The sequence below is a fragment of the Nocardia sp. NPDC003963 genome (assembly GCF_053605105.1).
Genome location: NZ_JBSGIP010000001.1, coordinates 1,520,293 through 1,544,005 on the forward strand (window position 1 = coordinate 1,520,293; position 23,713 = coordinate 1,544,005).

Below are 23,713 nucleotides of genomic sequence, written 5' to 3' on the forward strand. Positions count from 1 at the left end.
GAGTTCGGCACCGGACCGCCGTATGCGCGCACGGCTCCTCGACAGCAGCCGATGCCGAGGGTATGCATTAGCACGTGGGTAACCGCCGAGACCAGATCAAGCGTGTAGCCGCCGGACTCTTCGTCGAGAACGGAGTGGCGGGGACCAGCGTCCGGGATATCGCCGAGGGTGTCGGCATGTTGTCCGGCAGCCTCTACCATCACTTCCCGTCGAAGGACGCGATCGCGTTCGCGATCCTGGATGATTTCCTGACCGATCTGAACACCCGCTATCGCTCGGTTCTCCCCCATGTCACCGGAATGCGCGAGGAACTGCGCGCGCTGGTCCATTCGTCGATCGAGATCGCCGAGGCCCATCCGTACGCGACCGAGATCTACCAGAACGAGAAGTCGTATCACGGCCCCGGCGCGCCTGCCGAGATAGCGACCGCGGTCCGCACGGCGCACACCTTCTGGATCGATACCGCGACCAGGGCGAGTGCGCGCGGCGAACTCCGCGCCGGGCTCGACCCGGTCGAATTCGCGCGGATGCTGCGGGAAAGTGTGTGGTGGTCGATCCGCTACCACCGGGGACACCTGGCCGACCGGCGCGGCGAGATAACCGACACCGTGGTGGGAGCTTTCGTCGACGGCGGCGCCGCTCCGGACGCGCGGGCGAACAACGGGCGGAGTGCCGATCGGTCGGTCGCCGATCGGCTCGACCGTATCGAACGCCGTCTCGAAGAACTGTCGAATGCCCTGTTGAACGACTCGTAACCGGTATTCGCACCACCGGGGCACACAGCAGGCCATTGACAGAAGGAGTGGCGCAGGCCACACTATCGAGCATTCGCTTGGTTCAAACCAAGCGTTCGCTTGATTGGTGGTGGTCTGATGAGACGTACCCGGATTTTCTCCTGGGTACTGGCCGCGGCGCTCGTGCCGGCGGGATGTGCCCAGGTTCGAGAGCCGGTGGACGACTACATCGTCATCGGTATGGACGAAGATTCGACCGGCCCGGGAGCGGCCTACTCGACCATTGCCGGTGACACGGTCCGCGCCGCGGTGGACAGGCTCAACGCCGGAGGCGGGATCGGCGGCAAAGAGGTCCGGCTGGTGGTGGAGAACGACGAGAGCAGCCCGACGAATACGCCCTCGATCATTCGCAAACTGGTCGACCAGGGCGCCTCCGCCGTGATACTGGCAACGGGCAGCGGCTCTGCCCTGCAGGCCAAACAGATTTCGCAATCCACCGAGGTCGTCACGATCGCGCCCACCGCGCTGACCGACGCGGTCGCCGGTCCGCCGGGTAACGAGTTCGCCTATATGGTCCCCAATCCCCTGGCCCAGTACGCCGATGTCTACTGCGGCGCCTTCGCGGCGAAGGGTAAGAAGCGCCTCGGTGTGATCGCCGATTCCAGTCCGGCGATCGCGGGAATCCTGGCGACGCTCTCGCCCGATCTGAACGAATGCGTCGACGTGGTCGGCACCCAGAAAGCCGCTGTCGACACCGCCGATCTCACGGCCGCGGTGAGCCGCCTGCTGGACAGCGATCCGGATGTGGTGCTGGTCGCGAGCGTGGGTGGGAACTTCGAACTGCTCGCACAGAACACCGTGCACCGGTTGGCTCCCGGTCTCCAGCGTTTCTCACTGGCCTCGATCGGCAACCAGCCCCAGTCGTGGAAACTCGCCGCACCCGGTTCCCTCGACGGCCTCGTCTACATGGGCAGCCTCAGCGACGACAATCCACGGACCGCGGAACTGCAGACCTGGTTGCGCACTGTGAAGGGACCCGACTACTCCCTGACCGCCTACGACGCCCAGGCCTACGACTCGGTGATGCTGCTCGCGCGGGCGATCGAACTCGCCGGTACCCATACCGATCGGCACCGCCTCAACGAGGCGATGCAGCAGGTCCGCGGTCTGCCGGCGAGTTTCGGCCAGGAACCGCTCACCCTGTCCTTCGCACCCGGCGATCACATCGCCCCGGATTCGGCCTGCGGACTGGTGCTCATCGAATTCGGGGCCGCAGGCATCCCCACCGGCCCCTGGCCGGACTACCAGCCCGCGTGCACACCGAAGGGAGCCGGCCGATGAGTGATCCGCAACTGTGGCTCGCCGCGGCCGAAATCGGCTGCTTCTTCGCCCTCGTCGCACTGTCGATCTATCTGGTCGTGGTGGGCGCGTCGTTCTTCAACTTCGCCGCCGGCCCGTACGCGATGGCCGCCGCACTGCTGGCCGGCTACGCGGCGGCCCACTGGGGTGTGCCGATCCTGTTCGGCGCGCTGCTGGGAATCGCACTGGCAGTGGGGATATCACTGCTGACCGAAGTGATAGTGGTCCGGCCGGTCCAGCGCCGCGCCGGCGGCGCGGAACTGCCCGCCCTGGTCGCCGTCACCGCGACGCTGTTCGCCATACAGCAGCTGGCCGGCACGATCTTCGGCCGGACCCCGGTGCCGGTGGCGAACCTGCTGCCGGTACCGGACTTCCAGGTGAGCTCGGTATCGATCCAGGGCACGACGGCCATCATCATCGCGGTCACGATGCTCGTACTCCTCGCCACCGTGCTCTGGCTGCGGACCACCACCACCGGTCAGCTCCTGCGGGCTGTCGGCGACAACCACGAAGCCGCGCGCATGATCGGGGTGAACGTGGCCCGGGTCCGGCTGTGGGCGTTCGGCATCTCGGGCGCCGTCGCCGGAATCGCGGGCATCGTATTCGCGGCCAAATCCGGTGCGCAGTTCACCAATGGATTGTCCTGGACGCTCACCGGGTTCCTCGCCCTGGTCGTCGGCGGCACCGGAAAACCGTGGGCGCCGTTGATCGGCGGTCTCGCACTGGGTTGGGTGCAGGTGTTCGGCAGTTTCTACTTCGGCGCGACCGGAAGTTCGGTCGCCGTATTCCTCGTCGCCCTCGTGTTCTTCGCCTTCCGGCCCGAAGGCCTGTTCCAGCGAAAGGTGCGTGTGTGATGAGTACCGCCGTGATCACGACCACCACGACCAGCAGACCCGCCGCCCGGACCGTGCTCGCGGAACTGGGCAGCTGCCTCGCCGTCCTCGCCGTGGTCCTCCTCTGGATGGGGCCCAGCCTGTACCGCCAGGACCTCGTCTTCCTGGCCGCCACCTACGCACTGGTGGCGCTGGGTATGTACCTGCCCTTTGTACTGGCCGGCTCGCTGTCCATGGCCTACAGCGCCTATGCCGCCATCGGCGCGTACGCGGTGGCCTATCTCTCGGTCGACCAGGGTCTCTCACCCTGGTGGGGCTGGCTCGCCGGAATGCTGATCGCCGGCGCGGTAGCGCTGGTGCTCGCGATATCGACCAGAAAACTGTCGGGCTTCTACCTCGCGGCGGTGACCCTGCTCTTCGCCATCGCATTCGAGCACTGGCTGGGCGATGCCAGCACGATCACCGGCGGCGCCTCGGGTATCTCCGGAATCCCGGTGCCGTCGCTGTTCGGCTGGGAACCGCCGCGCTACGCACAGGTGGTGGCCGCCATCGTCTTCGTCTGCGCGATCGCGGTCCTGATCGACCGATTGCGCCGATCGGCCTGGGGGCTCGCGCTCTCCGCCGCCCGGGAGAACGCGCCGGCGGTACAGTCCACCGGTATCTCCCCGGCTCATCTGACGGTGGTAGCGCTGACCGTCGGCGCGGCGATCGCCTCCACCGGAGGTGCGCTGTTCACCGTATCCGTCCAAGCGGTGACACCGGAGACATTCGGCCTGGACCTGGTGTTCCTCGCCATCTTCATGCCGATCATCGGTGGTCGCGGATCGGCCTGGGGCGCTCCCCTCGGGGCGCTGATCGTCGTCGTTGTCACCCTGAACATGCCCGGCTACCAGGGCTCCGGTGAACTCCTGCTGGCCGTGGTGGTCCTGGCGATCCTACTGCTCGCACCCGGTGGGGTCATCGGCTGGGCGCAACGGATCCTCGAGCGGCTCAGATCATCCCGGACCCAGGACAGGAGGTGACGACGATGTCTCCCACCACTTCTCCGGCCCTGCTGTCCGTCACGGGGCTGACCAAACACTACGGCGGGGTCACCGCGGTCGACCGGGTGAGTTTCGACCTACCCACCGGCAGCGTTCTGGGCCTGGTCGGCCCCAACGGCGCCGGGAAGACCACGCTGGTCGACTGCATCGTCGGCACCCAGTCCCCCAGTGCGGGCGCGGTCGAACTGGACGGCCACACCCTCGGTTCCGGTCCCGCCGTACGCGCCCGGGCCGGACTGGCCCGCACGTTCCAGCACCCGCAGCTGGCGCTGGAACTCACGCCGGTCGAGAATATCGTGCCCGGTATCGTCGGGCGGTCGATCGGCTCCTACGGAGCCTCGGTGCGCGCGCTGCTCCGCGGTCTCGCGGGCACGCCACGGACGGTCCTCGAGAAGGCGGCCGCGGTGGCCCGGGAATACGGCGTCACCACCGACCGTGTGCCCACCGGTAGCCTCGGACTGGGCTCCCAGCGTCTCGTCGAAATCGCCCGGGCGATGGCCGCCGAACCCCGGATCCTGCTCCTGGACGAACCCTTCGCCGGATCGGATACCGAAGGGATCGCGGCGATCTCGCACGCGGTCCGTCAGGTCCGCGACGCCGGACGCTCGGTGATCCTGATCGACCACAATGTCGATCTGATCGCCGAACTCGCCGATTCGGTGGTGCTGCTGGCCGACGGCGCGGTGGCCTTCAGCGGCAGCCCACGCGACTGTATGCGCAGCGCGGAGATGCGGTCGGTGTACTTCGGCACCGGGCCCGCCGAGGAAGTTTCATGATGCGATACTGCGATAACTCCGCCTTCGCTACGGCCTCCGCGGACCGCATGCGTCCTGCCCGAAGGAGGCACGTGATGCTGCGAAACCTACTCTGCACGGCGGCTTCCACCAACAGCATCCGCCTGTCAGAGGGAGGCACCGCGATGCGAAACCTCCTCCGCGTAACTGTTTCCACGAACAGCACGGACCGGAAGAAGGAACTCTGATGCGAACCCTCCGCCTTCGCTACGGCCTCCGCGGACCGCATGCGCCTGGGAAGGAAGTCCATTGATCACTGTGCAAGGGCTCACTGTCCGATACGGAAATGCTGTCGCGGTTCGGGATGTGGCGATCGAGGCGCGCTCCGGTGAGGTCACCGCGTTGGTCGGGCCGAACGGGGCGGGGAAGTCGAGTCTGCTCTCCGCGCTGTTCGGCAGCACACCGGCCACCGGTGCGGTGACCGTCGACGGCACCGAACTGGGGACCGTCACGGCGCAGCGGCGGCTCCGCGCCGGAATCGCGTTCGTCCCGCAGGGGCGGCAACTGTTCCCGCGGCTGACCGTACGGGAGAACCTCGAGATCGGGGCCCGGCTGCTGGGTGTCGGGAACGACACCCTCGATACGGCTTTCGAGCGGTTCCCGATCCTGGCGACCCGGTCCGGTCAACTCGCCGGTGTCCTTTCCGGGGGCGAACAACAGATGTTGCTGCTCGCCCGGGCCCTGCTGGTGCCGCCGCGGGTACTGCTGCTCGACGAGATGACCACGGGGCTGTCGCCCAAGATATCCGCGGAACTACTCGACCATATCCGCGCACTCGCGGATTCGGGTATCACCGTGCTCGTCGCCGAACCGGCGCTGCACCGGGTGTCTCGTATCGTCGACCGCGGATATGTCGTGCTCCGCGGTTCGGTATCGGAGCCGAAGCACAACGCCGACGCACTCGACACCGCCTACCGAGCGTCCATGGGGATGCTCGAGGAAGCCCTGTGATGCGCCCGGCCCACCCCACCGGCACACCCGATTTCACGGCCGACCCGGACGCGTTCACCGGCTACTCCGTCAGCGATCTGGTCACCCACTGGGCCGATACCCGCGCGGACGAGCCCGCCTACATCAGTCCGGCCGGGACCACCACCTGGGCCGAATACGACCGGCTCGCCGAACATGTCCGCGCGGCGCTGCACGCGCTCGGGGATATCCCCGCGGCCGCGGTGTACCTGCCCGATACCGCCGAGTTCCATGCCGCGCTGGTCGGCGCCTACCGGGCCGGCGTGCTCGCCGTCGCTGTCGGCGCGCGCTCCGGCCCGGCGGAACTCGCGCATCTGATGACCGCGTCCGGCGCCACCGTGCTGGTGACCACGAGCGATAACCGGGGCCGTCCGGTCGCGGAACTGCTGGGCGATCTGCGCAGTCGCGACGCACCACCCGTCGATCTCGTGCTGATCGACGGAACCGAGGTCACCACGGTGACCACCGGCACCACCGAGGCCGGAGGCGGCAGCCGGCCCGGACGTACGCAGGGGTTCACCGTGGACGACGTCTGCCTGCTCAACAGCACCTCGGGGACCACCGGCCGGCCGAAGCTGGTCATGCAGACCCAGCGACGCTGGAGCACATTCGCGGCCATCGCCTGCCGCAACGCCGCTATGCACACCCGGGAGATCGTCGCCGCGTTCGTACCCGCACCCTTCGGATTCGGACTGTGGACCTCGCACTTCCTGCCCGCGCTGCTGGGCCGGCCGGCGTTGGTGATGCAGCGTTTCGATCCCGCGGTCGCGATCGATCTGATGGCCGAGCACGGGGCGACGGTGCTCGCCTGTGTGAGCACCCAGTTCCGGATGATGTTGCAGACCCCGGACCGGGCGCTGGCCCGCGCCGGTGCGCTGCGGGTCATGTTCACCGGCGGTGAGGCCGTGCCCTACGCCGAAGCCGAACGGTTCGAGGCGGCCACGGGGGCGCTGGTCCTGCAGTTCTACGGCTCCAACGAGACCGGGGCGGCGAGTGCCACCACGGTCACCGACGACAAGGAGACTCGGCTGGGCACCGGTGGGCATCTCATCGGGGAGATGAATGTGCGGATCCTCGAAGACGGTACCGACAGCGGCGGACCGGGTATCCGGCGTGGGCAACCCGCGGTGCGGGGGCCGCTCATGTCCCCCGGGTACTGGAACGACGCCGCCGCGAACGCCGAACTGTTCACCGGCGACGGCTGGATACTGCTGGGCGATATCGTGGAAGTCGACGCGGCGGACCGGCTGCGCGTCGTGGGTCGCCTGGCGGATCTGATCATCCGCGGTGGAAAGAACATCTCCGCCCTCGAAGTGGAGGATTTCGTGCGCGAGCACCCGTCGGTGGAGATGGTCGCGGCCGTCGGCGTGCCGGATCCGATCTTCGGCGAACGGCTGTGCGCGGCAGTCACCCTGACCAGAGAAGCCGATCCGCTGACCCTCGCGGAGCTGAACACCTGGTTACGCGAACGGGGAATCACCCGGGAATACCTACCGGAACGACTGCGCGTACTCGACCGGATGCCCCTGGCCCCGGGCGGGAAGATCGCGAAAGCTCAGGTCAAGGAATTGATCGAACTCGGCAGGGAGGAAGACAGATGACCGACCGCAGGACCGGAGACGATCTCGGTGGCCGTATCGCGGTCGTCACCGGTGCCGCACGGGGCCAGGGACGTGCCGTCGCGCGGGCACTGGCCCGGCGCGGCGCCACCGTCCGGCTCGCCGATCTGTGCGCACCCAGCGATACCGCGCCCTACCCACTGGCGACCCGAGACGATCTCGCCGAAACGGCCCGTCTGATAGCGGAAGAGGGCGGGCACTGCTCCTCCTCGATACTCGATATCCGGGACTCCGCCGCCGTCACGGCCTTCACCGATGCCGTCGCCGCGCAGTCGGGCGGGATCGATATCCTCGTCACCTGCGCCGGTATCGTCGGCTTCGCGCCGGCCACCGAACTCACCGACGCCATGTGGGCCGATATGCTCGCCACCAACCTCACCGGAACCTTCCACTGCATCCGAGCGGTCCTTCCCCATATGGTCGCCGCGGGGTCGGGCAGGATCGTCGCCATCTCGTCCATGAGCGGCCGTCAGGGCACGCCGAACCTCGCCCACTATTCCGCGTCGAAATGGGGGGTGATCGGCCTGGTCAAGTCCGTCGCCCTCGAATGCGCGGAAAGCGGTGTGACAGCGAATATCGTCTGCCCCACCAATGTGGACACCCCGATGTTGCACAACCCGGCCCTGTATTCGTTGTTCGCTCCCGATCTGGACAACCCCACACGAGCAGACGTCGTGGATCGCTACGCGCGGATGAGTCCGATGCGTATCCCCTGGTGCCCACCCGAGGCGATCGCCGACGCGGTCGATCATCTCGTCGGTGAATCCGGACGCTATACCACCGGATCGGTGCTGGACGTCGGGCTCGGGGCGACCGCCCGGATGCCGTGAGATACGGGCTCACCCGGGTTCACCGGCCCCGGGACGAGCCGGTGCGATCGCAGTCCGGCGACGCCGCCGTTCCCGGTACCGGCCGCGAAGCGTGAACTGTCGGGCGGAATCGATAGTCTGCCGGAATGGTCAGACCGGATCCGGCACTGCGGCGGCTGCTGCGCGACACCGGAAAGTTGCTACAACCGTACGGCTTCGACGGCCCCGAAGCCCCATGGGTACGGATCGAGCCGGACGGTGTCGCGGCGGTCGGCCGCACCCGGATCTCCCGCACCTGGGCCGACGGTCAGCAGGTCATGAAATTCGGTCTGCACCTCGATGCCACTCCGCGGGCATGGTGGGAATTCGGCAACTGGCGCAACGACCGGCACGGGCTGCCACCGATACCGCTGGAGAAAGCGAGCGGCCCCGATCTGATCGATGATCACGGACTACCCGAGAGTCTCACCCGGCCGTGGTCACTACGTGTCGATCCGGACCAGCCCGGCGGGCATGCCCTGCAGGACGATATCGACACCATCCGCGCGGAACTGCCCCGGCGGGTACACGCCTACGCGCGCCGGGCGATCGCGCTGGCCGAACCCGACCGCTATCTCGACGAACTCCTGACTCAGCCGGGCGAGCGGATCGGCACCCGGGAAGCGATCGTCGTCCTGCTGGCCGACCGGGGCCCCGGACCCCGGCTCGACGAGGCGATCCACCGGCTCCAGGACTGTTTCGCGCACCGGGCGCCCTCCCCCTTCACCGAGGAGGTCATCGAGTTCGCGCGGCTCCGGTCGGCAGCCGTCGTCTGACGAGTGCCGCACCGGAAAACTCCGCCCCGGCCGAGCTGCCGAGGCGATCGCGCACTCGGAACCCCGCCCGCGAGGAGCCGTGGCCGACGCGGTCAGCGTCGGAACAACCGCCGCAGCCGGCCGCGGAACCGGCCGGAACGCGATTCCGGCTCCGCGGGTTCGGCCGCGGCCTCGACGGCCACCGCCTGCGCGAAGCGCGCGTGCAACTGCTCACGAACCTCGTCCGGGGTGTAGGCGCGGCGGCGGCGTTCGGCGCGCACCACCACCACACCGGTGGCCACCACACCGGCCGCACCCGCCAATCCCAATACCTTCCACCACCTCATACGCATAGGCTACTTGTATGGCGGGTGCGGATCTCGATCTCGACCGGGCGGTCGAGATCACCAGAACAGGCGATATCTGGTTGTTCCGTGGGCATTCCACGGCCGACCGGATGATCCGGATGACGACCAACAGTCCGGTGAACCACGTGGGGATGTCGGTGGTGATCGACGATCTCCCCGCGCTGATCTGGCACGCGGAACTCGGGCGGTCGCTACCGGATATGTGGTCGGGCACCGCGCACCGCGGCGCCCAGCTGCACAATCTGCGCGACGCGGTGATGGTCTGGGCGAACCGGTACGGCCAGCAGGCATGGCTGCGCCAGCTGGAACCGCCCGCCACCCGGGAGATGGAGGACGGCATGCTGCGCACGGTCGCCCGGCTCGACGGCACCCCGTTCCCGTCGACGGCGGCCCTGGCCGGTCGCTGGTTCCGCGGCCGGGTCCGCCTGCCGCGCAGGCGTTCCCGCCCGCCCGCGGCACGCGAGGTGGAGAACGCCTACTGCGCGGAGATCGTGGCGGCGACCTACCAGGCGATGGAACTGCTACCGGACACGCGCAGTCCCGACTGGTACGACCCGGGCCGCTTCTGGAGCGGAGACCGCCTACAACTCGAAGGCGGCCACACCCTCAGCGGCGAGATCGCCGTCCACACACCGCCCGACCCGGCGAACTGATCGCCGCCGGGAACGACCGGCCGCGCGCGGCGTCTTCCGCGCCCTAGCCGGCGGCGCGCTGATAGGCGTCCAGCACGACACCGGGAATCCGGCCGCGGTCGGGTATCTCGTGCCCGTTGCGCCGGGCCCACTCCCGCACCGCCTTCGCCGATTGCGGGCGGTCCGGCGTCTGGACCTTCGCCCGGCGCGGCCTGCCGACTCTCCGCGCGAACGGTGTCCATTTGTCCAGTGCCGCCCGGAACTCCCGCGCGTTCACCTCGGACAGGTCGATCTCGTACAGCAATCCGTCGACGCCGAACGACACCGTCTCCGTCGCGACGGATTCGCCGTCCAGATCGTCGATCATCGTGACAGTTACCCTGCGCGCCACACCCACATCCCTTCACTCACTACACCACCGGCCGACCCGGCACGCGACACCGTACTGGCCCCACCCCGGAATACCGCCTCAGAAACGCTGAGAAACCAATGAGAAAGAGGCACTTGGACTCTCGTCCGACAACCGAGCTCGAAAATCGAGCTCCGCCACGCGCGGAAATCCGGCATTCACGGCATGTCCAGTTCCGCGTACGGGGACCCCCAGAAGGTGTCGAAATCCGGATGCCGAGATCCGATGGAGTCGATGACGGCCACGGCATTCAGCCAGGAGGTACTCGAGTCCGGATCCGACGTGTACTCGATGACGCTCCGTGGCACATGGATATTGCGGTACATATCGGCACGCTCGATGAGATGGTCGGCGGCGAGCTGCCCGGTTGCGTTGCCGGGCCGCGAGGCACCGCACGAAACGTGCACCATGGAGTTGAATTCGTTCTCACTGTAGGCGCGGACGGAATCCCGGCTCAGTTCCACTGCTTGACCGTAGGATCCGCCTTCGAGCAACATCTTTCGCGGCACACCTCCGGTCGCCCGGACCTGAAGGCCGTACCCGGCCTGATTGGAGTGCGCGAAGACATAGACGGGCGGGACTCCTGTGCGTCGCACTTCCTTGGCCCACGCTGCGTCCGTCAGCGGCCCGTACTCGAATTCGGGTCTCTCCGGCGGACGGCCGGGCAGATAATACGCGGCGCGGATGTACTCGTCACTGGTGCGGTGACGCATCGACGCCCACGCGACGATCCGCTCGTCGTTGTCCGACAACGGGAACGACACACCGATCGGACGACCGTCGGCGTCGCGCAGCCCGGTGCTGACTATATCGGCGGGGTCGATCTCCACGTCCTTGCCGGTGGAGAGATCGGTTCCGACGATGCCCCGGCGCGGTGCGGACCGCGGTGCGGGGAAATCGCCGGGTAGGTGCATTGTGCTCTGGTCCGGCACGGGTCGGTCCGCCGCCCCGAGCAGCCGTGCCCCGCCCCCGCTGCAGTCGGAGAAGGCTTCGACTCGTCGGTGGACATCGCGCACCACCGTTGCGGTCGCGGCGACGAGCCGCTCCGCGGCATCATCCATCATGGTGACGGGCCACATCGCGGTCTCTCCTTTGCCTGCGGCACCTCGAAAGTCGAGCCTAGCGAGAATTCACCTACCGAGCACGGCAATCGTGCACGATCCGCACCACGCGTCGGCTGCCCTCTGCCCGATCAGCACCATGCCCGATTTCGGCGCGATCACCTGGGAGAAAGCGCCTTTCGGCTTACGGAACCCGCTCGGCCGGACCCAGACGACGGATCGGATCGTCCACCGGGAAATAGTGCCGATGATCCCGGGACAATTTCGCCCCGATCCCGCCCGGAACCGGGAATTCGATCTGCTCCCACCGGCCGTGGCGACCGGGCCCCGAGCGGCCGCACGGTGCACTGGTACCGCTCAGGTCGCGCAGGTATTGTCCGAATCCGGTCGGACCTGCCCCGTCAGGAAACGGAGCATCCGGTCGGCGGCGTCGTGCGCGCTGTGGCCGTCCCAGACCGCGGGCACCGGACGTTCGGGAATCCGGAACAGACCCCAGTGCCGCATCCGGTAGTGGTTGGCGATCTGCCCGGTCGGCAGCGTCGCGTACACCACGAACCAGCCACCGCCGAAACAGAGTTCGCCGTCGCTGTGCCGGATACTCTTGTGCACGTCGTACCGGCCGCCACGTGCCCATTCGTTGAACACGAGTGCGTTGTACAACATCCGGTAGTGGTACAGCTCGGCGAAGGTGTGGATGCCGTCGCTGGTGTTCTCGTCGGTTTCGCCGTACACGCCGCCTCCCGATGCTCACTTGGTATCCGGACGAATACCCGGTCCGGTTACCATTCGACGCGATGCATATCGACTCGATGCTCGATTCGCTGGACGGACTTTCGGTGGGGGACGCGCTGGGACAGCAGTTTCCCGTCATGCGCCGGTCCCTCGCGGACCTCCGAGCAGGTGACCTCCCCACCGAGCGGCCGTGGACCTGGACCGACGACACCGAAATGGCGTGCAGCGTTGTCGCCGAACTCCTGCGCAACGGCTCGATCGACCAGGATCGGCTCGCCGCAGCCTTCGCGCGCCGGTTCCAGCCGCACCGTGACTACGGATTCAACACCGTCGGGGTGCTGCGCCGGATCGGTGACGGTGCGGACTGGCGGGACGTGGCCGGGGCGCTGTTCGAGAATCAGGGTTCCCGCGGTAACGGTGCGGCCATGCGGGTCGCCCCGCTCGGCGCCTGTTTCGCCGGAGATCCGGAACGAGTCGCCGCCGAGGCGACCCGCTCGGCGGAGGTCACGCACAGACATCCCGAAGGGATCGCCGGCGCGGTGGCCGTAGCGCTCGCCGCCGCCGCGGCCACCCGGGCCCGGCGCACCGGAACCCGGCCCATGCCGGCGGAATTCATCGACTCGGTCCTCGAGTACCTGAGCGACAGCGAGACACGCCGGTCGATCCACCGCGCCCGCACGCTGCTCGGGACCTCCACCCGGGACGCCGCCGCCGAACTCGGGAACGGCTCCCGGGTCACCGCCGAGGACACGGTGCCGTTCACGATATGGGTCGCGGCGACGTATCTCGGCGACTATCCGGCCGCCGTCGCGACCTGTATCGAAGCGGACGGGGATATCGACACCACCGCGGCGATCGTCGGCGGGATCGTCGCCGCCCACACCGGCAAACTCCCCGGAACCGGTGTCCCGCAGTGGTGGCTGTCCGCACGGGAGCCGTTACCCGGCTGGTTCGACCCGGACCGCCGCCCGCCCCGGCCGCGGAAATCCGGTTTCGGCCGCGTGCGCCGCTGGTGGTCCGGCGCGTCCTGACGGGAACGCCGGCGTGCTCAGTGGATGTGGTTCTGCCAATCGGCCGGCACCCGCTCACGCGGCCCCGGCACCGTCTGGGCTCGCGGATGTTCGTGCGGCGGAGCGAGTTCGGGCCCCCCGCCGAACATCTCATCGGACCGGTAATTCCAGAACCAGTCCTCCCCCGGTTCGAAACTCTGTACGAAGGGGTGCCCCGTCGCGTTGAAATGCGCGGTGGCGTGCTGGGCGGGAGACGAATCGCAGCATCCGATATGTCCGCACTGCGCGCAGCGCCGCAGATGCACCCACCAGCCCTGCGCCTGTTCGCACTCGACACACCCCGGGCCGCTGGGCGGCACGGCCGGGTCGATGCCTTCGATGGCCTGAGACATCATCTACCTCCGCAGCTCGGGACAGACCGGATCAGCACCGGCTGCGCCACGGCGCGAGCCGGGCGAGCCGGCGACAGGGTTTCGAGCCGTACCGGCCTCGACCCGGACCTTACCGCGTCCACCCGGCAGCTCGAACCCGCGCCGGTGAATTATGCGAGGTCGTGACACCGGGCAGGCGCTGCACCGACGGATCGTGGACACGTACCGTAGCTGTTTCCCGGACGCGGGCCTGTCGTCACCGAATACCGGAGAGCGCACCCGCCGACCTCCGGCTACTCGAGCGCCGCCATCCCGGTCGCAGCGCGCCCGGAGTGCGATCAGCCGGGCAGCCGGGCATCCAGTCCGGCGAGGTAATCGCGCCCGTAGGGACCGTTCTCCAAGGTATCGAGTAGCGGCCGCGGCAGATCCTGCTCGATTCGAGGCGAACAGGAGGCGGCCGCCAGTGCGATGGTGGCGACCGTATCGACATCACCGGTGAACGCGACGCAGGCGCGCAGCAACCCGCTCGTACTGGTGGCACCGGACAGCGCGGTCAGGGCGGCGGCGACACTCATCCGTCCTTTCGACCCGACCTTGCCGCGCCACGGCCGCGCCCAGCCCCCCGGCACCCGGCGATCCAGCCAGCTGCCGATATCGGCGAGCGGCCCGAGATCCCGGCGGCAGTAGTACACCGCCAGCGCGGCGGCCTGGGCCGAGGCGATACCGGCGGGGGTGTCGTGCGTAACGGCGGCCTGGACGGCGGCATGGTGCAGCACATCGTCCACGGTGGGTAGCAGCCCGACCGGCGCGGCACGCATGGCCGCGCCGCTCTTGTCGCTGTCGGGGCGGATCCGGTGCAGGAACTCCGCACCGTCACCCACCGAGAGCAGGAAATCGTAGAAACGGCCCGCGTACCCCTCGCGCGGATCACGCCGGAAACACGAGACGAACCGGTCCGCGAGGTTCAGCGGGGTCCACGGGGCACCGGAGACGAGAAGTTCGGCGACGGCCAGGCTCATCTGGGTGTCGTCGGTGTAGGCCCCGGGGCGGATACCGGCGTGCCGCGGATGTTGCACATACCCGTTCAGGGTGTTGTGTTGTGCCACGAACCGGGCATCGGCGTATTCGAACCCCGCTCCGTAGGCATCCCCGACTGCGGACTCGACCAGCATCGTTCCCCCCTTTCGCACGACATTCTGCCCCGGCGCACCGGTATCGGTCGACCGTTTTCGCGCAGTTCGGTACCGGCACGGCTCTGAACGACCCCTGCGCGATCGTCCCGGGCCCGCGGTGGCGCCGGGTATTCCTCCGTTCCCGCGCTGTCTATTTCAGCAGGCTGCCGGCGTCGACCGGTAGTGGCAGTCCGGTGATGTAGCGGGCTTCGTCGGAGGCCAGGAACAGTACCGCGTTGCTGATGTCCACCGGCTCCACCCAACCGACCGGCAGTACGTGCATGAGCTGGGCGACCGGAGCGAAATCCGCCGGGCCCGGGTTCTCCAGATCGGGGCGGAACAGTTTCATCGTCCCCTCGTTCATGAACATCGGCGTATTCACGTTCGTGGGCAGCACCGAGTTCACCCTGATCGAATGCTGACCCAGTTCCACCGCGAAGCTGCGCATCAACCCGATCACACCGTGTTTGGCCGCGATGTAGTGACCGGTGTTCGGGTATGCCTTGAGGCCGCCGACGGAGCTGGTGAGCACGATGGAACCGGACCCGGCGGCGAGCAGATGCGGGACACCGGCCTTCACGGTCTTCCATACGCCGGACAGGTTGATATCGATCATGGTCTGCCAGTCCGGCTCGCCGGTCTTGTCCAGCGTGTCTCCCCCGTTGCCGATACCGGCATTGGCCACGACGATATCGAGGCCGCCGAGTTGCTCCACACCGCTGTCCAGCGCGGCCTTCAGCCCGTCGTAGTCACGCACATCGACCTGTTCGGTGACGATCCGCCGGCCCCGGGCTTCCACCAGTTCAGCGGTTTCGGCCAGGTCCTGCGGTGTCGAGGGCGCGATCTCGTCGCTTCCGCTCACCGGCCCGCACACATCGATCGCGATGATATCGGCGCCTTCCTCCGCCAATCGCACCGCGTGGCTGCGCCCCTGCCCTCGCGCCGCACCCGTGATGAAGGCGACTTTGCCTTCGACTCGCCCTGCCATGGAACACCTCGTTCTGCCGCAGCCCGGGCACGGCCGAGAGCCGGCGCACCCGTATCGATCGATTTGATCGATCGATCAAACTTTGACAGTGACCACGCCGCGATGTCAACGACGAAAATCGGCTGCCGAGGCCGGACCACACCTTTCGATCAGGTGACCACCGAGCACCCGGGCCTTCACCGAACCGGTCCACCGGATCGCCCGATCAGCACGCCCAGCGCGAGGGCTACCGCCTGTCCGCCGGTCCCGGGCCGGACAACGGCAAGCCGTAGTGCCCCATCAACTCTTCGACGAACGCACGCAGTTCGGCGTGTCCCTGCCGGACCCCCACCGCGTCCTCGTTGCACAGGATGCGCGCCGCGCCGGTGAGCAGCATCGACACCACGACAGGCGGAAACCGCTCGAGATCGACACCGTGCGCGCGCAAGACGATGGTCACCGCGGCCGTCTCGATATCCCGGACCCGCTCGGCATACGACTTCAGCTCGGCGCCGACCGCCTTGCGATGGTTCGCCAAGGCCATGAATTCGGTGTTCAGCTGCGTGAACCGGTCATCGGTGTTGATCTCCCAGAGCACCTGGAGCGGGTCTTCCGCGGTGAGCGCCCGGCGCATCCGCCCCAGCGCGCGTTCGGCACCGGCCCGCATCACGGCGACGAACAGATCGTCCATAGTGGGGAAGTAGTAGTAGACCAGCGCCGATTTCACGCCGGCCGCGGTGGCGACCCGGCGCGAGGTCGCCGCGGCGTACCCCTCTTCGCGGATGATCCGAGCGGTCGCCTCCATGAGCCGCAGTCGGGTTCCGGCCTCGTCGGTCCTGGTGGCACGTTTCGCGGGCATTCAGCGCAACCGCCCGGACACGTCTCCGAGAAGCCGATTCGCGAGCCCTGCCGTATTCCTTGACCGGCCGACGCGGCGCGTGGTAATCATGGTGCACCTTAACATTTTATCGATCGATCAAATTTTTGCTGGGCGGCAAAACTCGAGCTGCTCCGGGGTCGATCGGATCGATACGGCTCCGCGGCGCCACAGCGACCGCCCGCGGCGCCCCCCACGAAAGGCCCGCGAGCCGATGACCGACCTTGCCGCACTGGATTTCTTCTCCGACGAAGCCCTCGCGCAGGATCCCTACGCGTATCTGGACCACCTACGCAGCCGTAATCCGGTATTCCGCGAACCCCATTACGGTGTCGTCGCCGTGACCGGTTACCAAGAGGCCGTCGAGGCGTTCCGCAATACCGAGGCGTTCTCGGCCTGCGTATCGATCGGCGGCCCGTTTCCGCCACTACCGTTCGAACCCACCGGTGACGACATCACCGAGCAGATCGCCGAACACCGCCACCAGCTCCCGATCTTCGAGCATATGGTGACCATGGATCCGCCGGAGCACACCCGCGCCCGGTCGCTGCTGAACCGGCTCCTCACACCGCGCCGGTTGAAGGAGAACGAGGAATACATGTGGCGGCAGGCCGACCGCCAGCTCGACGAATTCCTCGACGCGGGCCGCTGCGAATTCCTCGCCGACTACGCCAAACCCTTCGCCACACTGGTGATCGCCGACCTGCTCGGCGTACCCGAGGACGATCGCGAGACCTTCCGGCAGACGCTGGCCGGTAACGGCGGCTACCCGGGCTCACTCGATCACGAACCCGTCGGCCGCAACCCTTTGGAATGGCTGGACGAAACCTTCGGGTCCTATCTCTCCGAGCGCCGCCACAGCCCCCGCGAAGATGTCCTCAGCGCCCTGGCCTCGACGACCTACCCGGACGGAACCCTTACCGAGATCATCGAGGTGGTGCGCCCGGCGACATTCCTCTTCGCGGCCGGACAGGAGACGGTCACCAAACTGCTCAGTTCGGCCGTGCGCGTACTGGCCGAGAATCCCGCACTACAGGAGCGATTGCGCGGGGAACGCGGTCTGGTCGGCGGTTTCCTCGAGGAATCGCTGCGCACCGAGAGCCCGACCAAGGTCGACTTCCGGCTGGCCCGCAGATCGACCACACTCGGCGGGGTCGATATCCCGGCCGGCACCGTGGTCATGCTGTGTATCGGCGCCGCCAACCGCGATCCGCGCAAATTCGACGATCCCGACGAGTTCCGCCCCGATCGCCGTAATGCCCGCGAGCACATCGCATTCGGCCGCGGCGTGCACACCTGCGCCGGCGCGCCGCTGGCCCGGGTGGAAGCACAGGTCACGCTGAACCGGATGCTGGACCGGATGGCCGATATCGCGGTCGACGAGGATCGCCACGGCCCGGCCGGCGGGCACAGCTACCGATACGAGCCCACTTTCCTGCTGCGCGGATTGCGCGATCTGAGCATCACTTTTGCCGGTGTCACGTAGAACGGGCGGTCTGCGGCCGACTTCCACCGTGGTGCGCAGACCGCGGGGCCGACGATCGGGCGAGGTACGGATCCTGCCCGCCTGGATACGCGAAGAGTGATTCTCCGGGCACGGTAGCCGGATCGGCGTGCGGGCCGTCAGACTTCGGGTGGGTCGATCGTGCCCGGGACCAGCCGGGGCCGGCACGATCCCGGCCGGTCCCGGGCGGGATCGTGTCGGCGGAAATGCGCCGACTCCAGCGCGTAGCGTCGCGTACGCAGCACCGCGCCCCGGCAATAGTGGTCGTCCGCCGACCCGGTACACCGGTCCTCACTGCCGCCCATGGTCACCCCGCTCGTTCCCGTTCTCCGGGACGGCGGCCCCGGGACGGATACTGCCGTTGAGGACGATCTCGATCCCGCTGCCGCGGAGGATGGTGTTGTAGATGGGGCAGGTGGCCACGAAGTTGTCCACCAGCGCCCGGCCGTCCGCTTCACCGACCCCATCGATGCCGATCTCCAGCAGCGTGTGACGGTAGTAGGTCGGCGCGTCCTCGTTGCGGGTGTGGGAGGCCGTGGCCGCGACCCGCACCGCGGAAAGACCCAGTTCGGCAGCGTGGTTCTCGATATTGGCGAGGGCGCACGAGGCCAGGGCCGCGAGCAGGAGTTCACCGGCGTGGATCGCCTCGCCTCCGGTCAGCCGGGAATCACTGACCAGATGGTTCGCCCGCGCCGAGACGATGAACCGTCCCGGCGTGGCGATCTCGGCCGCCACCACCACCGCGCCCCGCACCGGGTCGTTCACCGGGCACCACCCGCACGGGCGACCCAGTCACCACGGGCCGGCCGGTCGAGGCCGAGGTTCTCGCGCAGTGTCGCACCCTCGTACTCGGTCCGGAAGAGCCCGCGCTTCTGCAGCTCCGGCACCACCTGTCGGGTGAAGATCTCGAACCCGCCGGGCTGATGCGGCACCTGCAGAGTGAAACCGTCGGCGGCACCGGCCTCGAACCACTCCTGTAGTCCGTCGGCGACCTCGCCGGCGGTGCCGATGAAATCTCCTTCGGTCCGGCCGCCGTACTGTTTGCCCAGCTGGCGCAGTGTCAGGCCGTCGCGCTCGGTGATCTCCCGGACCTCGTGGTAGTGGCCTTCCACACCCGGAACCTCCACTTCGGGCAGGCGTTCGTCCAGCGGGAAGGTGGAGAGGTCGATATCGAGGTGGTAGGCCAGGGTCGACAGACCGCCCAGCGGCGGGACCAGTTCGAAGATCTCCTCGGCCAGTTCCTTCGCCCGCGCAGCGGTCGGCGCGACGATCGGCGTGATGGACGGCAGGATCTTGATGCTCTCGGGATCACGTCCGAAAGTCGCCGCCCGCTCTTTGATCTCGGTGTAGAAGGACTGCGCGGACTCTTTGGAGGCGTGGCTGCAGAAGATCACATCGGACCAGTGCGCGGCGAAATCCTTCCCCTTGGAGGAAGCGCCCGCCTGGATGAGCACGGGGTAGCCCTGCGGCGGCCGCGGCACATTGAGCGGGCCCCGCACGGCGAAATATTTGCCCTGGTGATCGATCCGGTGCACCCGGTCCGGGTCGGCGAACAGCGGTGCCCGCGCGTCCAGGACCAGCGCGTCGTCCTCCCAGCTGTCCCAGAGTTCGGCTGCCACCTGGAGGAATTCATCGGCGCGTTCGTAGCGGGTGGAGCGGTCGAACTGCGCGTCGAGATCGAAGTTGCGGGCCTCGGATTCCTGGAACGAGGTCACGATATTCCAGGCGGAACGGCCCGCGGTGAGATGATCGAGGCTGGCGAAAGTCCGCGCGACACTGAAGGGCTGGGCGTAGCTGGTCGATACCGTGGCCGCGATACCGAGATGCCGGGTCACCGCGGCCATCGACGCCATCACCGGCAGCGGGTCCACCCGTAACGAACCCAACGCGCCGTAGCGCAGCTGGGAATCGGTGCTGCCACCGAACCGATCCGGGACCGAGAGGATATCGGGGAAGAACGCCAGATCGAACCGGCCGTCCTCCAGGGTCCGCGCGATGTTGTGATAGTAGGACGCGTCCAGCCAGCCGGGTATCGATCCCGGATAACGCCAGCCGCCCGGCCGGCCCGGGCCCGCGGTGACGAATGCGGCGAGGCGCATTTTCTTGTTCATCGAATGGTCTCCCGATATCTATCGATCACTGCGTGGACAGTTCGGCGCGGACGGCGTCGGCGACCGGCGCGAACCGGGTGTCGGCGAACCAGCCACGCACATCGACGGCCTCCGGGTACACGCCCAGCTCGTGGAAGTTGTCCGCCAGGTCCTGGGTGCTGTCGATCGCCGCCTGATCGACGACGCCGAAATCGCCGGCACCGGAATAGGACAGCCGCTTCTGCCGGACCAGGTCGTAGTAGACGTCTTTCTCCAGGGTGGAATCACCGAATCCGCCCAGTGCCGCGAATTCCGCGACAGCGGTTTCGGGATTCGCCTCGATCCAGCGCTGCGCGTCGCGCACATTGCGCACCACGGTCGCCACCTCGCGCGGACGCTCGAACGCGAACTGTTCGGAGGCCACGAAGAAGGCGTAATCGTAGGTACGCACACCGGGCAGCACGTCCGCGTCGTGTTTGCGGCGGGCCAGTTCGATGGTGGGCTGCCAGTTGATCCAGGCGTCCACATGCCGTTGCGCGAAGGCGGCTTCCGCGTCCGCGGCGGTGAGGTTGACGTACTCGATATCGTCGATCGTCAGACCGGCGGTCTCCAGATATTCGACGAGACTGTAGGTCCCGGTGGTGCCCTGATGGTCGGCGATCCTGCGGCCGGCGAGATCGGCCGCGGACTCGATATCGGAACCCTTCGGCACCAGGATGTCGACCTCGTTCGCGGGCAGCGGATAGGCGACCAGCGGCACCACGGGTACGCCGCCACCGATCGCGTAGATGATCGCGGTCGCGGTGGCGAACGAGAATTCGATACTGCCCGCCTTGATCGCCTCCATCACCGGCAGTGAGGCGGCGAACCCGGTGGGGAACGACACCGGCATCCCCAGCTCGGCACTCATATCGAAACCGCCGAGCCGATGTGACAGGATCGTGCCCGGTTCGGCCTTACCGTCACCGATCAGGGCGTAACGGATCTCGGTGAGCGCCGCCGGGCCCGAGGTCCCGGGCCCGCAGGCCGAAAGTGCCGCGGCACCGGCCACGCCCAGCGCGCCGAGGCCGCCGGCCTTCAGGAATCCCCGCCTGTTCAGCGATAACGGCCTGCTCATACTGTGGTGCCTTTCCGGGATTGCCGCGCCTGTCGGTCGGCGGCGAGTAGATCGTCCAGCAAACGCTGTTCGAGATCGGCGAGTTCGGCATCGCCGCGGCTGCGCGGCCGCGGCTGCGCGACGGCGAGATCGGTGGTGATGCCCTCCGGGGTCAGCAGCAGCACCCGGTCCGCCAGCATCAGCGCTTCTTCGACATCGTGGGTGACCAGCACCACGGTCCGGGGTTCCCGCGCCAGCAGCGATTCGACGAGTTCGTGCATATTCACCCGGGTGATGGCGTCCAGGGCGCCGAACGGCTCGTCCAGCAGCAGGATGTCCGGGTGGTGCAGCAGTGCCCGGGCCAGGGCGACCCGCTGCCGCTGCCCGCCGGAGAGTTCGGCGGGCCAGTCTTTTTCGCGCCCCGCTAGGCCCACCTGCGCGAGCAGATCGCGCGCGGCGTCCTCCCGGCGCCGGGTCCCCAGCGTGACATTGCCGAGCACCGGCTTCCAGGGCAGCAGCCGGTCCTCCTGGAACATCATCCGGGCCGAACAGGTGGCCGCGCCGACCGTGGCGACGGTTCCTTCGGTGGGCTTTTCGAGCTGCGCGAGGAGCCGGAGCAGACTGGATTTGCCGACGCCGCTCGGTCCGACGATCGCGACGAACTGTCCCGCTTCCACCGTCAGGTCCAGATGGCGCAGCACCCAGGTGTCGCGATATCGGATGCCCACATCACGCAGCGTGAGACCGACCGGACTCTTCGTTCGTGCGCTCACGATCGCACCTTCCGCATCGTCGGGTTCCAGCGCAGGGCCCGGCGTTCGATGAGCCGGGTGATCTGATCGGCGAGCAGCCCGGCGAGGGCGTAGAGCACGATGGCCAGCACGATCCGGTCGGTGCGCAACATCTCGCGGCCGTTCTGCGCCAGGTAGCCGATACCCTCGCGGGTCGCGATGGTCTCGGCGACGACGAGGGTGAGCCACGCCACGCCCAGCGCGTACCGGATACCGGTGAGGATCATCGGCATCGCGCCCGGCACGACGATGTGGCGGATCAACCCCCAGCGGGTGAGCCCGTAGGAGCTGCCCAACTGGATCAGTTTCTCGTCGACGGTCCGGATACCGCTGACGGTGTTGAGGTAGACCGGGAAGATCACCCCGAGGGTGACCAGCACGATGCGCGGTGTCTCGCCGATCCCGAACGCGGCGATCAGCAGGGGCACCAGCGCCAGATGCGGCAGCGCCCGCATCATCTGCAGGCTGCGGTCGAACACCCCTTCCGCGAGCCGGGACAGACCCACCGCGAAACCGAAGGCCAGGCCGATCGCCGCGCCGATTCCGAACCCGATCGCCACCCGGCGCAGGCTGACCAGGATGTGGTCCGGGAGTTCACCGCTGCGCCACAGTGTGCTCGCGGTATCGAGGACGACCGACGGCGCGGGCAGGATCGCCGGTGCGATGATCCCGGCGGTCGAGCTCCATTGCCAGGCCGCGACGATCAGCACCGGCACCACCCAGGGCAGCAGTGCCCGCGGATACCCGCCGGACTTCCCGCTCGGTGTCCATCGGCGCGCTCGCGCCGGGGCCGGCGCCACCACCGATCCGGTCATCGGTGGTCCTCGTTCACTTGCGGATACATGACCCTCCTGTCGTGCTTCTCCAGGCACGGTAGAGCCGACGTACGCAAGTGTCGCCAGTTGTATACAGTTGCGTTCAGAACTCTGTTCTTCGCGGAGCGACTGTGGTATCGGTGAACGATCGCCTTCCCGCTCCGAGGAGAAACCCCTATGCCCGAATCCCGCGATTCACCGGATTCGCCGTATCGACAGCTGCGTGCCCGCATCGTGGGCGGCACCTATCCACCCGGCACGCTGCTGGTCCCCGCGAACGTCGGAGCCGACCTGGGCGTATCCCGTACGCCCGCCCGCGAAGCCCTGATGCGACTGGAAGTCGAGGGCCTCATGGCGAAGGAATCACGCGGTTTCGTCGTCCGGGTGCGCACGCCCGAGGAGATCCTCGATATCTGCGAGGCACGAATAGCCCTGGAGGCCACGGTCGCTCGCAGCGCGGCCGCGCGCCGCACCGATTTCGATCTCGCCAAACTGGCGCACCTGCTGGAATCCGCCCGAGGGCTCAGCGGTCAGGAGCGGCTCGACCGGCACGCGGAATGGCATGTCGCGCTACGGCATGCCGCACACAACACCACCGCCCTCGAACTGATGGCCCTCCTCGACGCCCGGCTGCGGGTCTACGACGGCGCGGTATCGCGCACCCGGGACAACCTCGATCTCATCGAGGAGGAGCATACGCAGATCTTCGAGGCGATCCGCGACCGCGATCCCGAACGCGCCGCGAAGACCATGGAGACCCACCAGTCCCGCACCCGCGACCTGCGGCTGGCCGAGATGACCCACCGCCGATAGCGGGGATACACAGGTACGACAACGACATCACCGGCGCCCGGACCGGACAGG

At 67.8% G+C, this 23,713-nt stretch carries 26 protein-coding genes; 13 read left to right on the forward strand and 13 right to left on the reverse strand.

Annotated features, from left to right (window positions below):
* The first annotated feature begins 74 nt into the window (after window positions 1-74).
* The 9 genes from ACWEWT_RS07085 (at window position 75) to ACWEWT_RS07125 (ending at window position 8,975) form a co-directional block, all read left to right on the forward strand.
* The gene (locus ACWEWT_RS07085; protein ID WP_452557034.1) at window positions 75-755 is read left to right on the forward strand and encodes a TetR/AcrR family transcriptional regulator; all 681 of its coding nucleotides are present in this window, start codon (window positions 75-77) and stop codon (window positions 753-755) included.
* Between the two features lie 117 nt (window positions 756-872).
* Window positions 873-2,075, forward strand: a complete 1,203-nt coding sequence (locus ACWEWT_RS07090) for an ABC transporter substrate-binding protein (protein ID WP_452557036.1) — start codon at window positions 873-875, stop codon at window positions 2,073-2,075.
* Window positions 2,072-2,947 carry a branched-chain amino acid ABC transporter permease gene (locus tag ACWEWT_RS07095; protein ID WP_452557038.1) on the forward strand — a complete coding sequence of 292 codons (876 nt, stop codon included), beginning with the start codon at window positions 2,072-2,074 and terminating at the stop codon, window positions 2,945-2,947. The genes ACWEWT_RS07090 and ACWEWT_RS07095 overlap by 4 nt, the downstream gene beginning before the upstream one ends.
* Window positions 2,947-3,948: a branched-chain amino acid ABC transporter permease gene (locus ACWEWT_RS07100; RefSeq protein WP_452557040.1), complete on the forward strand. Its 1,002-nt coding sequence runs from the start codon at window positions 2,947-2,949 to the stop codon at window positions 3,946-3,948. Before ACWEWT_RS07095 ends, ACWEWT_RS07100 begins: the two co-directional genes overlap by 1 nt.
* Window positions 3,949-3,953: 5 nt before the next feature.
* Complete coding sequence (locus tag ACWEWT_RS07105; RefSeq protein ID WP_452557042.1) at window positions 3,954-4,745, forward strand: ABC transporter ATP-binding protein; 792 nt, start codon at window positions 3,954-3,956, stop codon at window positions 4,743-4,745.
* A gap of 276 nt (window positions 4,746-5,021) precedes the next feature.
* On the forward strand, window positions 5,022-5,714 hold the full coding sequence (locus ACWEWT_RS07110) for an ATP-binding cassette domain-containing protein (RefSeq protein WP_452557698.1): 693 nt from the start codon (window positions 5,022-5,024) through the stop codon (window positions 5,712-5,714).
* Window positions 5,714-7,333 (forward strand): class I adenylate-forming enzyme family protein, encoded by a 1,620-nt coding sequence (locus tag ACWEWT_RS07115; protein ID WP_452557699.1) that lies wholly within the window; start codon window positions 5,714-5,716, stop codon window positions 7,331-7,333. The genes ACWEWT_RS07110 and ACWEWT_RS07115 overlap by 1 nt, the downstream gene beginning before the upstream one ends.
* Window positions 7,330-8,181 carry a mycofactocin-coupled SDR family oxidoreductase gene (locus tag ACWEWT_RS07120; RefSeq protein WP_452557044.1) on the forward strand — a complete coding sequence of 284 codons (852 nt, stop codon included), beginning with the start codon at window positions 7,330-7,332 and terminating at the stop codon, window positions 8,179-8,181. Before ACWEWT_RS07115 ends, ACWEWT_RS07120 begins: the two co-directional genes overlap by 4 nt.
* A 125-nt stretch (window positions 8,182-8,306) precedes the next feature.
* The gene (locus ACWEWT_RS07125; RefSeq protein ID WP_452557046.1) at window positions 8,307-8,975 is read left to right on the forward strand and encodes a hypothetical protein; all 669 of its coding nucleotides are present in this window, start codon (window positions 8,307-8,309) and stop codon (window positions 8,973-8,975) included.
* A gap of 92 nt (window positions 8,976-9,067) precedes the next feature.
* Here the strand turns inward: ACWEWT_RS07125 and ACWEWT_RS07130 are convergent, their stop codons facing one another.
* Window positions 9,068-9,301 (reverse strand): hypothetical protein, encoded by a 234-nt coding sequence (locus ACWEWT_RS07130; RefSeq protein ID WP_452557048.1) that lies wholly within the window; start codon window positions 9,299-9,301, stop codon window positions 9,068-9,070.
* A 17-nt stretch (window positions 9,302-9,318) separates the two neighbouring features.
* Here ACWEWT_RS07130 and ACWEWT_RS07135 point away from each other — a divergent pair, with 17 nt between their 5' ends.
* On the forward strand, window positions 9,319-9,975 hold the full coding sequence (locus ACWEWT_RS07135; protein ID WP_452557050.1) for a hypothetical protein: 657 nt from the start codon (window positions 9,319-9,321) through the stop codon (window positions 9,973-9,975).
* Window positions 9,976-10,018: 43 nt separating this feature from the next.
* Here the strand turns inward: ACWEWT_RS07135 and ACWEWT_RS07140 are convergent, their stop codons facing one another.
* The 3 genes from ACWEWT_RS07140 to ACWEWT_RS07150 form a co-directional block, all read right to left on the reverse strand.
* On the reverse strand, window positions 10,019-10,345 hold the full coding sequence (locus ACWEWT_RS07140; RefSeq protein ID WP_452557052.1) for a histone-like nucleoid-structuring protein Lsr2: 327 nt from the start codon (window positions 10,343-10,345) through the stop codon (window positions 10,019-10,021).
* A 176-nt stretch (window positions 10,346-10,521) separates the two neighbouring features.
* Window positions 10,522-11,442 (reverse strand): hypothetical protein, encoded by a 921-nt coding sequence (locus tag ACWEWT_RS07145; RefSeq protein WP_452557054.1) that lies wholly within the window; start codon window positions 11,440-11,442, stop codon window positions 10,522-10,524.
* Window positions 11,443-11,781: 339 nt separating this feature from the next.
* Window positions 11,782-12,156 (reverse strand): WDGH domain-containing protein, encoded by a 375-nt coding sequence (locus ACWEWT_RS07150; RefSeq protein ID WP_452557056.1) that lies wholly within the window; start codon window positions 12,154-12,156, stop codon window positions 11,782-11,784.
* Window positions 12,157-12,218: 62 nt separating this feature from the next.
* Between ACWEWT_RS07150 and ACWEWT_RS07155 the strand changes: the two genes are divergently transcribed.
* The gene (locus tag ACWEWT_RS07155; protein ID WP_452557058.1) at window positions 12,219-13,187 is read left to right on the forward strand and encodes an ADP-ribosylglycohydrolase family protein; all 969 of its coding nucleotides are present in this window, start codon (window positions 12,219-12,221) and stop codon (window positions 13,185-13,187) included.
* Window positions 13,188-13,204: 17 nt separating this feature from the next.
* Here the strand turns inward: ACWEWT_RS07155 and ACWEWT_RS07160 are convergent, their stop codons facing one another.
* From ACWEWT_RS07160 to ACWEWT_RS07175, 4 genes are all read right to left on the reverse strand, one after another.
* A complete protein-coding gene (locus ACWEWT_RS07160; RefSeq protein ID WP_452557700.1) occupies window positions 13,205-13,558 on the reverse strand; it encodes a UBP-type zinc finger domain-containing protein in 354 nt (117 codons plus the stop codon).
* 317 nt (window positions 13,559-13,875) lie between these two features.
* The gene (locus ACWEWT_RS07165; RefSeq protein ID WP_452557060.1) at window positions 13,876-14,709 is read right to left on the reverse strand and encodes an ADP-ribosylglycohydrolase family protein; all 834 of its coding nucleotides are present in this window, start codon (window positions 14,707-14,709) and stop codon (window positions 13,876-13,878) included.
* 151 nt (window positions 14,710-14,860) lie between these two features.
* Window positions 14,861-15,697 carry a mycofactocin-coupled SDR family oxidoreductase gene (locus tag ACWEWT_RS07170; protein WP_452557062.1) on the reverse strand — a complete coding sequence of 279 codons (837 nt, stop codon included), beginning with the start codon at window positions 15,695-15,697 and terminating at the stop codon, window positions 14,861-14,863.
* Window positions 15,698-15,923: 226 nt separating this feature from the next.
* Complete coding sequence (locus ACWEWT_RS07175; protein ID WP_452557064.1) at window positions 15,924-16,535, reverse strand: TetR/AcrR family transcriptional regulator; 612 nt, start codon at window positions 16,533-16,535, stop codon at window positions 15,924-15,926.
* A gap of 232 nt (window positions 16,536-16,767) precedes the next feature.
* Between ACWEWT_RS07175 and ACWEWT_RS07180 the strand changes: the two genes are divergently transcribed.
* Complete coding sequence (locus tag ACWEWT_RS07180) at window positions 16,768-18,039, forward strand: cytochrome P450 (RefSeq protein WP_452557066.1); 1,272 nt, start codon at window positions 16,768-16,770, stop codon at window positions 18,037-18,039.
* 309 nt (window positions 18,040-18,348) lie between these two features.
* On the opposite strand, the gene ACWEWT_RS07185 is transcribed toward ACWEWT_RS07180, so the two are convergent.
* From ACWEWT_RS07185 to ACWEWT_RS07205, 5 genes are read right to left on the reverse strand one after another with little or no spacing between them, the layout of a single operon-like run.
* Complete coding sequence (locus tag ACWEWT_RS07185; RefSeq protein ID WP_452557068.1) at window positions 18,349-18,822, reverse strand: OsmC family protein; 474 nt, start codon at window positions 18,820-18,822, stop codon at window positions 18,349-18,351.
* Window positions 18,819-20,168: an LLM class flavin-dependent oxidoreductase gene (locus ACWEWT_RS07190; RefSeq protein WP_452557070.1), complete on the reverse strand. Its 1,350-nt coding sequence runs from the start codon at window positions 20,166-20,168 to the stop codon at window positions 18,819-18,821. Before ACWEWT_RS07190 ends, ACWEWT_RS07185 begins: the two co-directional genes overlap by 4 nt.
* Window positions 20,169-20,193: 25 nt before the next feature.
* Entirely contained in the window at window positions 20,194-21,264 is a 1,071-nt protein-coding gene (locus tag ACWEWT_RS07195; RefSeq protein WP_452557073.1) for an NrtA/SsuA/CpmA family ABC transporter substrate-binding protein, read from the reverse strand.
* Window positions 21,261-22,016, reverse strand: a complete 756-nt coding sequence (locus ACWEWT_RS07200) for an ABC transporter ATP-binding protein (RefSeq protein WP_452557075.1) — start codon at window positions 22,014-22,016, stop codon at window positions 21,261-21,263. Before ACWEWT_RS07200 ends, ACWEWT_RS07195 begins: the two co-directional genes overlap by 4 nt.
* The gene (locus tag ACWEWT_RS07205; protein WP_452557077.1) at window positions 22,013-22,849 is read right to left on the reverse strand and encodes an ABC transporter permease subunit; all 837 of its coding nucleotides are present in this window, start codon (window positions 22,847-22,849) and stop codon (window positions 22,013-22,015) included. Before ACWEWT_RS07205 ends, ACWEWT_RS07200 begins: the two co-directional genes overlap by 4 nt.
* 177 nt (window positions 22,850-23,026) lie before the next feature.
* On the opposite strand from ACWEWT_RS07205, the gene ACWEWT_RS07210 reads away from it, so the two are divergent.
* Window positions 23,027-23,662 carry a GntR family transcriptional regulator gene (locus tag ACWEWT_RS07210; RefSeq protein WP_452557079.1) on the forward strand — a complete coding sequence of 212 codons (636 nt, stop codon included), beginning with the start codon at window positions 23,027-23,029 and terminating at the stop codon, window positions 23,660-23,662.
* Window positions 23,663-23,713: the final 51 nt, after the last annotated feature.

Excerpts from the sequence above, each read along its gene's own strand:
- ACWEWT_RS07210 (WP_452557079.1), top strand. The coding sequence starts at position 23,027 with ATGCCCGAATCCCGCGATTCACCGGATTCGCCGTATCGACAGCTGCGT.
- ACWEWT_RS07195 (WP_452557073.1), bottom strand. The coding sequence starts at position 21,264 with ATGAGCAGGCCGTTATCGCTGAACAGGCGGGGATTCCTGAAGGCCGGC.
- ACWEWT_RS07115 (WP_452557699.1), top strand. The coding sequence starts at position 5,714 with ATGCGCCCGGCCCACCCCACCGGCACACCCGATTTCACGGCCGACCCG.
- ACWEWT_RS07130 (WP_452557048.1), bottom strand. The coding sequence starts at position 9,301 with ATGAGGTGGTGGAAGGTATTGGGATTGGCGGGTGCGGCCGGTGTGGTG.
- ACWEWT_RS07135 (WP_452557050.1), top strand. The coding sequence starts at position 9,319 with ATGGCGGGTGCGGATCTCGATCTCGACCGGGCGGTCGAGATCACCAGA.
- ACWEWT_RS07105 (WP_452557042.1), top strand. The coding sequence starts at position 3,954 with ATGTCTCCCACCACTTCTCCGGCCCTGCTGTCCGTCACGGGGCTGACC.
- ACWEWT_RS07205 (WP_452557077.1), bottom strand. The coding sequence starts at position 22,849 with ATGACCGGATCGGTGGTGGCGCCGGCCCCGGCGCGAGCGCGCCGATGG.
- ACWEWT_RS07090 (WP_452557036.1), top strand. The coding sequence starts at position 873 with ATGAGACGTACCCGGATTTTCTCCTGGGTACTGGCCGCGGCGCTCGTG.
- ACWEWT_RS07100 (WP_452557040.1), top strand. The coding sequence starts at position 2,947 with ATGAGTACCGCCGTGATCACGACCACCACGACCAGCAGACCCGCCGCC.
- ACWEWT_RS07180 (WP_452557066.1), top strand. The coding sequence starts at position 16,768 with ATGACCGACCTTGCCGCACTGGATTTCTTCTCCGACGAAGCCCTCGCG.
- ACWEWT_RS07155 (WP_452557058.1), top strand. The coding sequence starts at position 12,219 with ATGCATATCGACTCGATGCTCGATTCGCTGGACGGACTTTCGGTGGGG.
- ACWEWT_RS07190 (WP_452557070.1), bottom strand. The coding sequence starts at position 20,168 with ATGAACAAGAAAATGCGCCTCGCCGCATTCGTCACCGCGGGCCCGGGC.
- ACWEWT_RS07095 (WP_452557038.1), top strand. The coding sequence starts at position 2,072 with ATGAGTGATCCGCAACTGTGGCTCGCCGCGGCCGAAATCGGCTGCTTC.
- ACWEWT_RS07165 (WP_452557060.1), bottom strand. The coding sequence starts at position 14,709 with ATGCTGGTCGAGTCCGCAGTCGGGGATGCCTACGGAGCGGGGTTCGAA.
- ACWEWT_RS07170 (WP_452557062.1), bottom strand. The coding sequence starts at position 15,697 with ATGGCAGGGCGAGTCGAAGGCAAAGTCGCCTTCATCACGGGTGCGGCG.
- ACWEWT_RS07145 (WP_452557054.1), bottom strand. The coding sequence starts at position 11,442 with ATGTGGCCCGTCACCATGATGGATGATGCCGCGGAGCGGCTCGTCGCC.
- ACWEWT_RS07160 (WP_452557700.1), bottom strand. The coding sequence starts at position 13,558 with ATGTCTCAGGCCATCGAAGGCATCGACCCGGCCGTGCCGCCCAGCGGC.
- ACWEWT_RS07120 (WP_452557044.1), top strand. The coding sequence starts at position 7,330 with ATGACCGACCGCAGGACCGGAGACGATCTCGGTGGCCGTATCGCGGTC.
- ACWEWT_RS07175 (WP_452557064.1), bottom strand. The coding sequence starts at position 16,535 with ATGCCCGCGAAACGTGCCACCAGGACCGACGAGGCCGGAACCCGACTG.
- ACWEWT_RS07125 (WP_452557046.1), top strand. The coding sequence starts at position 8,307 with ATGGTCAGACCGGATCCGGCACTGCGGCGGCTGCTGCGCGACACCGGA.